This is a genomic window from Streptomyces beijiangensis (genome assembly GCF_017315755.1).
Lineage (GTDB): Bacteria > Actinomycetota > Actinomycetes > Streptomycetales > Streptomycetaceae > Streptomyces > Streptomyces beijiangensis.
In genome coordinates, this window is record NZ_JAFLRJ010000251.1 from 1 (window position 1) to 14,207 (window position 14,207).

Annotated in this window: 12 protein-coding genes and 2 pseudogenes; 12 read left to right on the plus strand and 2 right to left on the minus strand. The window is 69.4% G+C overall.

The window, feature by feature from the left end:
* Window positions 1-62 precede the first annotated feature (62 nt).
* The 3 genes and pseudogenes from J0695_RS45720 to J0695_RS24880 all read left to right on the plus strand — a co-directional run.
* A pseudogene (locus J0695_RS45720) lies at window positions 63-350 on the plus strand (DNA-processing protein DprA); the annotation flags it as partial.
* A 545-nt stretch (window positions 351-895) separates the two neighbouring features.
* Window positions 896-1,732, plus strand: coding sequence for an RNA polymerase sigma factor WhiG (gene whiG / locus J0695_RS24875; RefSeq protein WP_206965390.1), 837 nt, complete (start codon window positions 896-898; stop codon window positions 1,730-1,732).
* A 103-nt stretch (window positions 1,733-1,835) separates the two neighbouring features.
* Entirely contained in the window at window positions 1,836-2,390 is a 555-nt protein-coding gene (locus J0695_RS24880) for a TetR/AcrR family transcriptional regulator (protein ID WP_206965466.1), read from the plus strand.
* Between the two features lie 112 nt (window positions 2,391-2,502).
* Here J0695_RS24880 and J0695_RS24885 read toward each other — a convergent pair.
* Window positions 2,503-2,987, minus strand: a pseudogene (locus tag J0695_RS24885) (peptidoglycan DD-metalloendopeptidase family protein); the annotation flags it as partial.
* 281 nt (window positions 2,988-3,268) lie between these two features.
* On the opposite strand from J0695_RS24885, the gene rpsB reads away from it, so the two are divergent.
* The 9 genes from rpsB to J0695_RS24930 all read left to right on the plus strand — a co-directional run bounded on the left by rpsB (window position 3,269) and on the right by J0695_RS24930 (window position 13,049).
* On the plus strand, window positions 3,269-4,243 hold the full coding sequence (gene rpsB / locus J0695_RS24890; RefSeq protein WP_206965391.1) for a 30S ribosomal protein S2: 975 nt from the start codon (window positions 3,269-3,271) through the stop codon (window positions 4,241-4,243).
* Window positions 4,244-4,335: 92 nt separating this feature from the next.
* Window positions 4,336-5,172 carry a translation elongation factor Ts gene (gene tsf, locus J0695_RS24895; RefSeq protein WP_206965394.1) on the plus strand — a complete coding sequence of 279 codons (837 nt, stop codon included), beginning with the start codon at window positions 4,336-4,338 and terminating at the stop codon, window positions 5,170-5,172.
* A 159-nt stretch (window positions 5,173-5,331) separates the two neighbouring features.
* On the plus strand, window positions 5,332-6,093 hold the full coding sequence (gene pyrH / locus J0695_RS24900; protein WP_206965396.1) for a UMP kinase: 762 nt from the start codon (window positions 5,332-5,334) through the stop codon (window positions 6,091-6,093).
* A gap of 117 nt (window positions 6,094-6,210) precedes the next feature.
* Window positions 6,211-6,768 (plus strand): ribosome recycling factor, encoded by a 558-nt coding sequence (gene frr, locus J0695_RS24905; RefSeq protein WP_206965398.1) that lies wholly within the window; start codon window positions 6,211-6,213, stop codon window positions 6,766-6,768.
* A complete protein-coding gene (locus J0695_RS24910; protein ID WP_206965400.1) occupies window positions 6,768-7,862 on the plus strand; it encodes a phosphatidate cytidylyltransferase in 1,095 nt (364 codons plus the stop codon). Before frr ends, J0695_RS24910 begins: the two co-directional genes overlap by 1 nt.
* A gap of 80 nt (window positions 7,863-7,942) precedes the next feature.
* Window positions 7,943-9,049, plus strand: coding sequence for a dual-specificity RNA methyltransferase RlmN (gene rlmN, locus J0695_RS24915; protein WP_206965403.1), 1,107 nt, complete (start codon window positions 7,943-7,945; stop codon window positions 9,047-9,049).
* Between the two features lie 246 nt (window positions 9,050-9,295).
* A complete protein-coding gene (locus J0695_RS24920) occupies window positions 9,296-10,366 on the plus strand; it encodes a thiamine ABC transporter substrate-binding protein (protein ID WP_206965468.1) in 1,071 nt (356 codons plus the stop codon).
* 38 nt (window positions 10,367-10,404) lie between these two features.
* Entirely contained in the window at window positions 10,405-12,018 is a 1,614-nt protein-coding gene (locus J0695_RS24925; protein WP_206965405.1) for an ABC transporter permease, read from the plus strand.
* On the plus strand, window positions 12,018-13,049 hold the full coding sequence (locus tag J0695_RS24930; protein WP_206965407.1) for an ABC transporter ATP-binding protein: 1,032 nt from the start codon (window positions 12,018-12,020) through the stop codon (window positions 13,047-13,049). The genes J0695_RS24925 and J0695_RS24930 overlap by 1 nt, the downstream gene beginning before the upstream one ends.
* 1 nt (window position 13,050) lies before the next feature.
* Here J0695_RS24930 and J0695_RS24935 read toward each other — a convergent pair whose 3' ends face one another.
* Complete coding sequence (locus tag J0695_RS24935; RefSeq protein ID WP_206965415.1) at window positions 13,051-14,151, minus strand: LOG family protein; 1,101 nt, start codon at window positions 14,149-14,151, stop codon at window positions 13,051-13,053.
* Between the last annotated feature and the right edge of the window lie 56 nt (window positions 14,152-14,207).

A 14,207-nucleotide genomic window follows, 5' to 3' on the forward strand; every position in this document is an offset into this window, starting at 1 on the left:
CATTCGGGGTCGACGGGGCCGCCCATCGGGGGGCGCTGGCCGCCGGCGGGGCCACCGTCGCGGTGCTTGCCTGCGGGGTCGACCAGGTCTATCCGCGTGGGCACAGCGAGTTGATCGGCCGCATCGCGGAACAGGGACTACTGGTGGGCGAGTTGCCACCGGGCGCCCATCCGACGCCCAGCCGGTTCATCATGCGGAACCGGGTGATCGCCGCGCTCACCCGCGGCACGGTGGTCGTGGAGGCCGAGTACCGCAGCGGATCACTGGTGACCGCGCGCAGCGCGCAGCGGCTCGGGCGGTTCACCATGGGGGTGCCGGGACCGGCGACGAGCGGACTCTCGGCCGGTGTGCACGAACTCCTGCGCGGCGAGGGTGTGCTGGTGACCGATGCCGACGAAGTGGCCGAGCTGGTCGGGGAGATCGGTGACCTCGCCCCGGCCAGGCGCGGGCCCGTACTGCCCAGGGACCTGCTCGATCCGGTCGCCGCCCGGGTGTTGGAGGCACTGCCGGCCCAGGGGGCGGTGCGCGGACGGGACATCGCACGGGAGTCGGGAACCTCGGGAGACGAGGCGCTCGGGAGGCTGTACGAACTCCACTCGTTGGGGTTCGTCGAACGCCACGGCGACAGCTGGAAGTTGGCAGCCCATGCCATGAGGACCGGCAACGCGCGGCGAGGCGGTGCTTGACCTGGGGCAATCGGGTGAAAAGGTGATGCCGATGACCCGTACGGTCGTCTCGGCATCACCTCCCGGGCGTTGCCGACGGTACGGAAGTGAGCAGTCGCGATCCCCTATCCTTCGCGCACTGCGACTCTTCAGTCACGCTACGCTCACGAGGTTTCCAGCTCAGACACAAGTCCCCACGCACGTCACAGCAGAACGGCTCAAGGCAACGCATGCCCCAGCACACGTCCGGGTCCGACCGCGCGGCAGTGACCCCTGCTGCCCGGGGTCACGACCGACCCGCCGCGCCATCGACCCTCGATGAGCTGTGGCGGTCGTACAAGACCACGGGCGACGGCCGGCTGCGGGATCAGCTGATCCTGCACTACTCGCCCCTGGTGAAGTACGTCGCGGGCCGCGTGAGTGTGGGGCTGCCGCCCAATGTCGAGCAGGCGGACTTCGTCTCATCGGGGGTCTTCGGGCTCATCGACGCCATCGAGAAGTTCGACATCGAGCGGTCCATCAAGTTCGAGACCTACGCGATCACCCGCATCCGCGGCGCGATGATCGACGAGTTGAGGGCCCTGGACTGGATCCCCCGGTCGGTGCGTCAGAAGGCGCGGGCCGTCGAGCGCGCGTACGCCACGCTGGAGGCGCAGCTGCGCCGCACCCCGTCCGAGGCGGAAGTCGCCGCGGAGATGGGCATCAAGGTCGAGGAACTGCACGCCGTATTCAGCCAGTTGTCGCTGGCGAATGTGGTGGCCCTGGACGAACTGCTGCACGTCGGCGGCGAGGGCGGCAACCGGCTGAGCCTGATGGACACGCTGGAGGACCACCACGCGGACGACCCCGTGGAGGTGGCCGAGGACCGTGAACTGCGCCGGTTGCTCGCCAGGGCCATCAACACCCTCCCGGACCGCGAGAAGACCGTCGTCACGCTCTACTACTACGAAGGCCTGACACTGGCCGAGATCGGCAATGTGCTCGGGGTGACGGAGAGCAGGGTCAGCCAGATCCATACGAAGTCGGTGCTCCAGCTGCGCGCCAAGCTGGCGGACGTCGGTCGTTGAGCCGCAGCTGAATCGTCCCTGCCCGGCAACCGGGGGTATCGGGGAGCTCCGGGGAAGATCGCAGTCGTAGAGTGGCCCAGTGCCCAGGATTCGAGCGGCCTCCGTGGCCGAGCACCGGACCATGCAGCGCAGCGCCCTCCTCGACGCCGCCCGCTCCCTGCTCTCCGAGGGCGGTACGGAGGCGCTGACCTTCCCCGCGCTCGCGGAACGCACGGGCCTGGCCCGGTCCTCCGTCTACGAGTACTTCCGCTCGCGCGCCGCGGTGGTCGAAGAGCTGTGCGCCGTGGACTTCCCGGTGTGGGCGTCGGAGATCGAGGCCGCGATGGCGGGAGCCGCTTCGCCCGAGGGCAAGGTCGAGGCGTACGTACGGCAGCAGCTGGCGCTGGTCGGGGACCAGCGCCACCGGGCCGTCGTCACCATCTCGGCCGGTGAACTCGACGCCGGTGCCCGGGAGAAGATCCGCGATGCGCACGGCGGGCTGATCGCGATGATCGTCGAGGCGCTGGAGGCGCTGGGGCAGGAACAGCCCCGGCTGGCGGCCATGCTGCTGCAGGGTGTGGTGGACGCGGCGGTACGGCGGATCGAGTCGGGCGCCGAGAACCCCGGCGCGATCGCCGACGCGGCGGTCGCGATGGCGCTGCGGGGCGTACAGGGCTGAGCCGCCCGCGGGCGGCTGCCGCCGCCGCTGCCAGGAGAACGGCATGGACGGCATCAGGGACGCCGGCGGCCAGCGGGGCCACCGGAGGCTCCGGGACCGCGGGGGCGCTCTCCGGGACGCCGAAGACGGGAAGCAGCCGGGACGGCGGCCTGCGGAGCAGCTCGGGCGGCAGCAGGGACAGCGGGTCCAGATACGTCTTCCCGCGCAGGAGCCCCCAGTGCAGACAGGGCGCCGTGCAGTGGAAGGGACCCGGCGAGAGAGTGGCGACCTGCGCGCCCGCCGCGACCTCGTCGCCCTTCTTCACCACCGGCTCCACCGGTTCGTACGTCGTACGCAGCCCGGTGCCGGCCACCGTGACCGACACGACCCCGCGCCCCGCCACCCGCCCCGCGAAGAAAACCGTCCCCGCCGCCGGTGCTCCGGTGCGGGCGCCGCCAGGTCCACTCCCCGATGGCCGGGGCCGTACGCGGAGGACGGCGGATCCCAGGCGCGGACGACGGCGGGACGGCTCCCCACCGGCCAGCTCCGGCCGCCGGGACCGCCCCCGGCCCAGGCGGCCGGAGCGGCGGCAGTCAGCAGGAGCAGCAGGCTCAGCATGATCAGGCGCATACGGAAACCGTCCCGCGAAATGCCCTCGCGCGGGCCGCCCTGTGGACGGCCGGACGGTTGTGGACATCGCCGTCACCCGGCACCCGCCGGGTCCCGTACACTTCTTGTGGCGATCCGGGTCACCGGGTCGACTTCGCACGCCCCCCACCACCCCTTTTACGAGCGGTCGGTGGACGCGCCTCTCGGTCCCTTGTGGCATGGCGCGAAGGGGCGTCAGGCGTGTCCGTAATCCTGCGGACACGGCAACCGAGCAATCAAGGAGCACGGCCATGGCCGTCGTCACGATGCGGGAGCTGCTGGAAAGCGGCGTCCACTTCGGTCACCAGACCCGTCGTTGGAACCCGAAGATGAAGCGTTTCATCTTCACGGAGCGCAACGGCATCTACATCATCGACCTGCTCCAGTCGCTGTCGTACATCGACCGCGCCTACGAGTTCGTCAAGGAGACCGTCGCCCACGGCGGCTCGGTCATGTTCGTCGGCACCAAGAAGCAGGCGCAGGAAGCGATCGCCGAGCAGGCGACGCGCGTGGGCATGCCCTACGTCAACCAGCGCTGGCTCGGCGGCATGCTGACCAACTTCTCCACCGTCTACAAGCGCCTTCAGCGTCTGAAGGAGCTTGAGCTCATCGACTTCGAGGACGTGGCCGCCTCCGGCCTCACCAAGAAGGAGCTCCTGGTTCTCTCGCGTGAGAAGACCAAGCTCGAGAAGACCCTCGGTGGTATCCGCGAGATGTCCAAGGTGCCCAGCGCCGTCTGGATCGTGGACACCAAGAAGGAGCACATCGCCGTCGGCGAGGCTCGCAAGCTGAAGATCCCGGTTGTCGCGATCCTCGACACCAACTGCGACCCCGACGAGGTCGACTACAAGATTCCGGGCAACGACGACGCGATCCGCTCCGTCACCCTGCTCACCCGCGTGATCGCCGACGCCGTCGCCGAGGGCCTCATCGCCCGCTCCGGCGCAGCGACCGGCGACCAGAAGCCGGGCGAGAAGGCCGCCGCCGAGCCGCTCGCCGAGTGGGAGCGCGACCTGCTCGAGGGCGACAAGAAGGACGAGAAGGCCGCTGAGGCCGAGGTCCAGACGTCCGCCGAGACGGAGAAGGTCGCCGACGCCGAGGAGGCTGAGGCTCCGGCCGCCGCCGCCGAGGCCGAGGTTGCGGCCGAGACCGTCGAGGCCCCCGTCGCCGAGGCTGAGGCCCCGGTCGCCGAGGCCCCCGCCGCGGACGCTGCTGAGCAGGCCTGACCTTCACAGGTTCGGTAGTTGACGGCGGGGGCCTACTGGCCCCCGCCGTTCACCCGTAGATCTTTCAGATTTCGAGAGAGAATTTCAGGATCATGGCGAACTACACCGCCGCTGACGTCAAGAAGCTCCGTGAGCTCACCGGCGCCGGCATGATGGACTGCAAGAAGGCGCTCGACGAGTCCGACGGCAACGTCGACAAGGCCGTCGAGGCCCTTCGTATCAAGGGCCAGAAGGGCGTCGCCAAGCGCGAGGGCCGCTCTGCCGAGAACGGCGCCGTCGTCTCCCTCATCTCCGAGGACAAGACGTCCGGCGTTCTCGTCGAGCTGAAGTGCGAGACGGACTTCGTCGCCAAGGGTGACAAGTTCCAGGCCGTCGCCGGTGCGCTCGCCGCCCACGTCGCCGCCACCTCCCCGGCCGACCTGCCGACGCTCCTCTCCTCGGAGATCGAGCCCGGCAAGACCGTGCAGGCCTTCGTCGACGAGGCCAACGCCACGCTCGGCGAGAAGATCGTCCTGGACCGCTTCGCGCAGTTCACCGGCGGTTACGTCTCCGCGTACATGCACCGCACCATGCCCGACCTGCCCCCGCAGATCGGTGTCCTGGTCGAGCTGGACAAGGAGAACGCCGAGATCGCCAAGGGCGTCGCCCAGCACATCGCCGCCTTCGCGCCGAAGTACCTCACCCGTGAGGACGTTCCGGCCGAGGTCGTCGAGACCGAGCGTCGTGTCGCCGAGGAGACCACGCGCGCCGAGGGCAAGCCCGAGGCCGCGCTCCCGAAGATCGTCGAGGGTCGCGTGAACGGCTTCTTCAAGGACGCCACGCTCCTCGGTCAGCCGTACGCCCTCGACAACAAGAAGTCCGTCGAGAAGGTACTGCAGGAGGCCGGTGTCACCCTGAAGCGCTTCTCGCGCATCAAGGTCGGCATCTGAGTCCGGTCGTCGACCGGCCCCGGACCCGGATAGGGTCTGAAGCAGTCGGCCGCGTACGCGCAGGGCGACCGCAGATCTGACGAGGAGGCCATTGCCGCACAGGGAACCGCAAGGACCCCGGGCAATGGCCTTCTTCGTATGTGCACGAGGAGATACCCCATGGAACAGGCCGATAAAGCCGACATCACGAGCGACGGCAAAAAGCGGCGCGTCATGCTCAAGCTGTCCGGTGAGGCGTTCGCCGGCGGCGGCGGCCTCGGCGTCGACCCCGACGTCGTCCACGCCATCGCCCGCGAGATTGCCGCGGTCGTCCGTGACGGCGCGGAAGTCGCGGTCGTCATCGGCGGCGGCAACTTCTTCCGCGGTGCCGAGCTGCAGCAGCGCGGCATGGACCGGGCGCGCTCCGACTACATGGGCATGCTCGGTACGGTCATGAACTGCCTCGCCCTCCAGGACTTCCTGGAGAAGGAAGGCATCGACTCCCGCGTCCAGACCGCCATCACCATGGGCCAGGTCGCGGAGCCGTACATCCCGCTGCGTGCCGTACGGCACCTGGAGAAGGGCCGCGTCGTCATCTTCGGCGCCGGCATGGGCATGCCGTACTTCTCCACCGACACCACCGCCGCCCAGCGCGCGCTGGAGATCGACGCCGAAGTCATGCTCATGGGCAAGAACGGTGTCGACGGGGTCTACGACTCCGACCCCAGGACCAATCCGGACGCGGTGAAGTTCGACGCGCTGGAGTACAACGAGGTCATCACCCGCGACCTGAAGGTGGCGGACATGACGGCCATCACCCTGTGCCGCGACAACAATCTCCCGATCCTCGTTTTCGAGCTCCTCACCTCGGGCAATATCGCCCGTGCCGTCAAGGGTGAGAAGATCGGGACCCTTGTGAACGACCGGGGTACCCGGGTCTGACCCGGGGGATGGACAATGCCCTGCCGGTCGGACACCGTCAGGGGAAGACGCGGCGGGGGTCCGGGGGCGTCCCCCGGGAAAACGCAGCACGCCTCCCACAACATGCAGGAGCAAGTGGTGATCGAAGAGACCCTCCTCGAGGCAGAGGAGAAGATGGAGAAGGCCGTCCTGGTCGCCAAGGAGGACTTCGCCGCGATCCGCACCGGCCGTGCGCACCCGGCGATGTTCAACAAGATCGTGGCGGACTACTACGGTGCCCTCACCCCGATCAACCAGCTGGCCTCGTTCTCGGTTCCCGAGCCGCGGATGGCCGTGGTGACCCCGTTCGACAAGAGCGCGCTGCGCAACATCGAGCAGGCGATCCGCGACTCCGACCTCGGCGTCAACCCGAGCAACGACGGCAATATCATCCGGGTGACGTTCCCTGAGCTGACTCAGGACCGTCGCAAGGAGTACATCAAGGTCGCCAAGACCAAGGCCGAGGACTCCAAGATCTCGATCCGTGCCATTCGCCGCAAGGCGAAGGAGATCCTCGACAAGCTCGTCAAGGACAAGGAGTCCGGCGAGGACGAGGTCCGCCGTGCCGAGAAGGAGCTCGACGACACCACCGCGCGGTATGCCGCGCAGGTCGACGAGCTGCTTAAGCACAAGGAAGCCGAGCTGCTCGAGGTCTGATGAACGACTCTTCCTGGGGTGCCCCGCCGAGAGCCGGTTACTGGGGTCAGGCCCCCGACCAGGGGCCTTTCCCGGCGGGTCCCGCGTACGGCGAGCATGAAGTTGAGCAGACTCGGCCCATGCCCATCGTGCCCGACGCAGGCAGAGACGCCGAACACGCCGAAGAAGGCGACGACCGCGATCACCGTGACCAGGGGGCCGCTCAGCTGAGTGGTCCCCTGTTCCGCGACGAGATGCCGCAGGAGCCCATGTCCGCCCCCGAACCGCCGCCTCCTGAAAAGAAGAAGGCGGGCCGCGATCTGCGGGCCGCCATAGGAGTCGGTGTCGGTCTCGGGGCGCTGGTCGGCGCCTCCCTGTTCATCGTCAAGGCCCTCTTCATCGGCGTGATAGCGGTCGCCGTGGTGGTCGGTCTGTGGGAGCTCACCTCCCGTCTCGAGGAACGCAAGGGCATCAAGGCCCCGCTGGTACCGCTCGCGGTCGGCGGAGCAGCGATGGTCGTCGCCGGTTACGTACGCGGCGCCGAGGGCGCCTGGGTGGCGATGGCGCTCACCGCTCTCGCCGTACTGGTGTGGCGGATGACCGAGCCGCCCGAGGGCTACCTCAAGGACGTCACGGCGGGGGTCTTCGCGGCCTTCTACGTACCGTTCCTGGCCACCTTCGTGGCGCTGATGCTCACCGCGGACGACGGCCCGCAGCGGGTGCTCACCTTCCTGCTGCTCACCGTGGTCAGCGACACCGGTGCGTACGCGATCGGCTGGCGCTTCGGCAAGACGAAGCTGGCGCCGCGCATCAGCCCCGGGAAGACCCGCGAGGGCCTGGTCGGTGCGGTGACGTTCGCGATGGTGGCCGGTGCGCTGTGCATGCAGTTCCTGATCGACGACGGCCAGTGGTGGCAGGGCCTGCTGCTCGGTCTCGCGGTGGCGGCCAGTGCGACGCTGGGCGACCTCGGCGAGTCCATGATCAAGCGTGATCTCGGGATCAAGGACATGGGCACGCTGCTCCCCGGTCACGGCGGCATCATGGACCGGCTGGACTCCCTGCTCCCGACGGCGCCGGTCGTCTGGCTGCTTCTGGTGCTGTTCGTAGGATCCTGACCTGCGCATTTGTTACGGGAGGGCTCGCTGTCCACAGGACGGCGAGCCCTCCTTCGTATGTCTGCGACACTTGAAGAACCATGCCTAAGCCCGGAGAACTCATTTTTGTCGCGCCCCGTGGGGCGAAGCTGCCGCCGACGCACCTCGCGGACCTCACGCCCGCCGAGCGCAAGGAAGCCGTGGCCGCGATCGGTGAGAAGCCGTTCCGCGCCAAGCAGCTGTCGCAGCACTACTTCGCGCGGTACGCGCACGACCCCGAGCAGTGGACGGACATCCCGGCCGCCTCGCGGGAGAAGCTCCGGGAAGCGCTGCTGCCCGATCTGATGTCCGTCCTGCGCCACATCAGCTGTGACGACGACACCACGCGCAAGACCCTGTGGAAGCTGCACGACGGGACGCTCGTCGAGTCCGTGCTGATGCGTTACCCGGACCGCGTGACGATGTGCATCTCCTCGCAGGCCGGCTGCGGGATGAACTGTCCGTTCTGCGCGACCGGGCAGGCGGGTCTCGACCGCAACCTCTCCACCGCCGAGATCGTCCACCAGATCGTCGACGGGATGCGCGCGCTGCGCGACGGCGATGTGCCGGGCGGTCCCGCGCGGCTCTCCAACATCGTCTTCATGGGGATGGGCGAGCCCCTCGCCAACTACAAGCGGGTCGTCGGCGCGATCCGGCGGCTGACCGATCCGGAGCCGGACGGGCTCGGTATCTCGCAGCGTGGGATCACCGTCTCGACCGTCGGACTCGTCCCGGCGATGCTGCGCTTCGCAGACGAGGGCTTCAAGTGCCGGCTTGCCGTTTCGCTGCACGCTCCCGACGATGAGCTGCGGGACACGCTCGTCCCCGTGAACACGCGGTGGAACGTGCGCGAGGTGCTGGACGCGGCGTGGGAGTACGCGGAGAAGTCCGGGCGACGCATCTCCATCGAGTACGCGCTGATCCGCGACATCAACGACCAGGCCTGGCGCGGTGACCGGCTCGGGCGGCTGTTGAAGGGGAAGAGGGTGCACGTGAATCTGATTCCGCTGAACCCGACACCCGGGTCGAAGTGGACCGCATCGCGCCCCGAGGACGAGAAGGCCTTCGTCGCGGCGATCGCCGCCCACGGTGTGCCCGTGACCGTACGGGACACGCGGGGCCAGGAGATCGACGGAGCCTGCGGTCAGCTGGCCGCCACCGAGCGGTAGGGCCCGGTAGGCGTCAGGTAGGGCCATGTAATCTGGCAGTACATTTTCATATTCCGACAGGGGAGCGCCACAGCGCTGAGAGTGCGGCCCAGCCGCAGACCCTCAGAACCTTGCCCAGGTCATTCTGGGTAGGAAGTTCGGTCACGATCCGAGCTGTTGCGCCCTGCCCGCTTCCCTGCGGGCGGGGCCGCGTCTCTTCCTGGATCTCCCAGGAGGAAATCAGTGAGCACCACCACCATCACCAGAATGACGGTCACCGCCGTGGCCGCCGCGCTGGGCGTCACCACTCTCGCCGCGTGCGGGAGTTCGGACGACAGCGGTTCGTCCGGTACGAAGTCCAAGACCGTGACCCTCGTCAGCCATGACTCCTTCGCCGCCTCCCCGGCCGTGCTGAAGGAGTTCACCAAGGAGACCGGGTACACGGTCAAGGTCCTCAAGAGCGGCGACGCGGGCGCCGCCCTCAACCAGGAGATCCTCACTAAGGGGTCCCCGCGCGGTGACGTCTTCTTCGGCGTCGACAACACACTCCTCTCGCGCGCCCTCGACAACGGACTCTTCACCTCGTACACGGCCAAGGGGCTCGACCAGGTCTCGGCAGACGTCCAGCTGGACGCGGGCAAGCACCGGGTCACGCCGATCGACAGCGGCGACATCTGCGTCAACTACGACAAGAAGTACTTCGCGGACCACAAGATCGCGGTGCCGCAGTCCTTCGACGACCTCGTGAAGCCCGAGTACAAGAATTTGCTGGTGACCGAGAACGCGGCGACCTCGTCCCCCGGGCTCGGTTTCCTGCTGGGGACCACCGCCAAGTACGGCGACAGCGGCTGGGAGTCGTACTGGAAGAAGCTCAAGGCCAACGGCGTCAAGGTCGTCGACGGCTGGGAGCAGGCCTACAACGAGGAGTTCTCCGGGTCGGCCGGCGGCAAGAAGGCCAAGGGCGACAGGCCGCTCGTCGTCTCGTACGCCTCCAGCCCGCCCGTCGAGGTCCTGTACGCCAAGCCGCAGCCCAAGACCGCGCCGACCGGTGTCGCGACCGGGACCTGCTTCCGGCAGATCGAGTTCGCGGGGCTCCTCGACGGGGCGAAGAACACGGCGGGCGGCAAGGCGCTGATCGACTTCCTGGTGAGCAAGACGTTCCAGGAGGACATGCCGCTGAACATGTTCGTGGACCCGGTCGCGAAGAACGCCAAGGTCCCCGCGCTGTTCACCGAGTTCGGCGCCAAGGTGACCGACCCGGAGACCGTGGCACCCGACACGATCGCCAAGAACCGTGACCAGTGGGTCAAGTCGTGGTCCTCGCTCGTCCTGAAGTAAAAGCCGCTGTGCGCGGGAACGCGGTGCGGATCGGGCTCATGGCCGGTCCGGTCGCGTTCTTCGCGGTCTTCTTCGCCTATCCGGTCGCCGCGATCGTCGGGCGAGGGCTCGACGTGGGCGGCGCCTGGCAGTTCGGGCGGATCGGCGAGGTGCTCGGCGATCCGGACATCCTGCAGGTGCTCTGGTTCACCAGCTGGCAGGCGCTCGCATCGACCGCGCTGACGCTGCTGATCGCGCTGCCCGGTGCGTACGTCTTCGCGCGCTTCGACTTCCCCGGCAAGCAGCTGCTGCGGGCCGCGGTGACCGTGCCGTTCGTGCTGCCGACCGTGGTCGTCGGGACGGCCTTCCTGGCGCTTCTCGGGCGCGGGGGAATGCTCGACCAGCTCTGGGGCGTACGGCTCGACACCACGGTCTGGGCCATCCTGCTGGCCCACGTCTTCTTCAACTACGCGGTCGTCGTACGGACCGTGGGCGGCCTCTGGTCGCAGCTCGACCCCCGGCAGGAGGAGGCCGCGCGGGTGCTGGGCGCCTCGCGGTTCGCCGCCTGGCGCAAGGTCACGCTGCCCGCGCTGGGGCCCGCCGTCGCCGCCGCGTCGCTGATGGTCTTCCTCTTCACCTTCACCTCCTTCGGTGTGGTGCAGATCCTGGGCGGTCCTGCCTTCTCGACGCTGGAGGTCGAGATCTACCGGCAGACCGCCCAGCTCCTCGATCTGCCGACCGCCGCCGTGCTGACCCTGGCGCAGTTCGCCGCGGTCGGGGCGATCCTCGCCCTGCACGCCTGGACCGTACGCAGACGGGAGAGCGCGCTGAGGCTGGTGGACCCCGCGCAGACCGCGCGTCGGCCTCGCGGGGCCGGCCAGTGGTCGCTGCTCAGCGGGGTCGTCGCCTCGGTGGCAGCGCTGATCCTGGTGCCGCTGGGGGTGCTGGTGCAGCGCTCCCTGGACACCCCGGGCGGTTACGGCTTCGGCTACTACCAGGCCCTGCAGTCCCAGGGGGCGGGCGGCGGCACCTTCCTCGTACCGCCGGTCGACGCCATCTGGAACTCGCTGCAGTACGCACTCGTGGCGACCGCCATCGCACTCGTCATCGGCGGTCTCGCTGCCGCCGCGCTGACCCGCAGGGCAGGCCCCCTGGTGCGCGGCTTCGACGCGCTGCTGATGCTGCCGCTCGGGGTCTCGGCCGTCACCGTCGGCTTCGGGTTCCTGATCACCCTCGACAAGCCGCCGCTGGATCTGCGTTCCTCGTGGATCCTGGTGCCGCTCGCCCAGGCGCTGGTCGGCGTGCCCTTCGTCGTACGGACGATGCTTCCTGTCCTGCGCGCTGTGGACGGCCGGCTGCGCGAGGCCGCCGCCGTCCTCGGGGCGTCCCCGCTGCGGGCCTGGCGGGAGGTGGACCTGCCCATGGTGCGCCGTGCGCTGCTCGTGGCCGCCGGGTTCGCCTTCGCCGTGTCGCTCGGGGAGTTCGGGGCGACGGTCTTCATCGCACGGCCCGACAACCCGACGCTGCCGGTGGCCGTGGCACGGCTCCTCGGGCGGGCCGGCGACCTCAACTACGGCCAGGCGATGGCCCTTTCGACCATTCTGATGCTGGTGTGCGCGGTGTCGCTGCTGGTGCTGGAGCGTATTCGTACCGACCGCTCGGGAGAGTTCTGATGCTGAGGCTGGAAGGTGTGTCCGTACGCTTCGGGGCGCGCGCCGCCCTGGACGCGGTGGACCTGGAGGTCGCCGATCACGAGACGGTCTGTGTGCTCGGGCCGAGCGGCAGCGGCAAGTCGACGCTGCTGCGCGTGGTGGCAGGGCTCCAGGAGGCGTCGGGGAAGGTGTTCCTCGACGGCACCGACCAGAGCGGGGTGCCGGTGCACCGGCGGGGTGTGGGCCTGATGTTCCAGGACCACCAGCTCTTCCCGCAGCGCGATGTCGCGGGGAATGTCGCCTTCGGGCTGCGGATGCGCGGCGCCGGACGGGCCGAACAGGTGCGCCGCGTCGCGGAGTTGCTGGAGCTGGTGGGCCTTCCCGGCGCGCAGGGGCGGGCCATCGCCGCGCTCTCCGGCGGTGAGCAGCAGCGCGTCGCGCTCGCGCGGGCGCTCGCCCCGCAGCCGAAGCTGCTGATGCTGGACGAGCCGCTGGGACAGCTGGACCGTGGGCTGCGTGAGCGGCTCGTCGTCGAACTCCGTGAGCTGTTCGGGCAGTTGGGCACCACCGTGCTCGCCGTCACCCACGACCAGGGCGAGGCCTTCGCGCTCGCCGACCGGGTCGTGGTGATGCGGGAAGGACGTGTCGCCCAGGTGGGTACGCCACTTGAGGTCTGGCAGCGCCCGGCCTCGGAGTTCGTGGCGCGCTTCCTCGGCTTCGACAACGTCGTGTCGGCGACGGTGAGCGGCGAGGTCGCGGACACGCCCTGGGGGAAGGTCCCGGTGGTTCCCGGTGCGCTCCAGGGCGAGTGCAGGCTGCTGGTACGGCCCGCCGGCGTACGGCTGGTGCCGGTGGACGACGGGCTGCGCTGCACCGTCCGGGCGCGGACCTTCCGGGGCCACCACGTCGCCGTCATCCTGGAGCCTGCGGTCGGCCCGCCGCTGGAGGCGGAGTGCCCGCCGGCCGAGGCGCCCGATGCCGGGGCCACGGTCGGGGCGGCCTTCACGGCCGGGGACGTGGTGCTGCTGCCCCCGGAGCCCGATCGGGCCTGACTTACTGGTCCAGCATCCGGGCCAGCGCTGCCGGCGCCTCGGCCACCGTGTCGACCAGGGCGATGCGCGACTCCATCGCGCGGTCCTTCGCCAGCGACTGGAGCAGCGGCCAGGCAGGCAGCTTCTCGGTCCAGTGCGCACGGTCGACGAGGACCATCGGAGTCGGCTCGCCGCGCGACTCGTAGTAGTTCGGCGTCGCGTTGTCGAAGATCTCCTGTACGGTCCCGGCCGCACCGGGCAGGAAGACGACGCCCGCGGTGGAGCGGGCCAGCAGGCCGTCCTCGCGGGTGGCGTTGGCGAAGTACTTGGCGATGTGACCGGCGAAGGCGTTGGGCGGCTCATGGCCGTAGAACCAGGTGGGGATGCCGACGGAGTCGCCGCCCCTGGGCCAGCGGGTGCGCACCTCGAAGGCCGCCCCCGCCCAGTCGGAGACCGACGGGGTGAACGAGGGTGCCTTGGCGAGCAGTTCCAGCGCCTCGTCCAGCATCGCGTCCCGGAAGGGGGCCGCGTACGCACCGAGGTTCGCCGCCTCCATCGCGCCGGGCCCGCCGCCGGTGGCGACGGTCAGGCCGGTGCGGGCGAGCGTACGGCCGAGCCGGGCGGCGCCCGCGTACGCGTCGGTGCCGCGCGCCATCGCATGGCCGCCCATGACGCCCACCACCTGTGCGCCGACGAGGTGTTCGTCGAGGGCGTCGGAGATCGCGTCGTCGTGTATCGAGCGGAGCATCGAGGCGAAGACGTCGCCGTCCGATTTCGACTGCTGGAACCAGGCGTAGGCGCGGGCGTCGGGAGTCTCTTCGTAACCCCCTTCGAGCCCCTTGAACAGCTCTTCCGCCGAGTAGAGCAGTCCTCGGTACGGGGCGAAGGGCAGTCCGGGCACCGGCGGGAAGACGAGCGCGCCGTCGCCGCGCACCTTCGCCTCGGCCTCCGGGCTCATCGGGCAGCCGAGGAATATCGCGGTCGCCGTGTCGGCTGCGAGCAGCGCCGCGTCACGGCCCGTCAGGTCGACGGCCTGAATGCGGTGTCCGCCCAGCGGGCCGCGGGCGACGGCCCGGTCGAACTCGTCCAGGGTTTCGATCTCACGATCCGTGTTCTGATCCACCCGGCCATGCTACGGGCGTACGGGGACATCCGTTGCGGACGAGCGGAGGCCCGGGT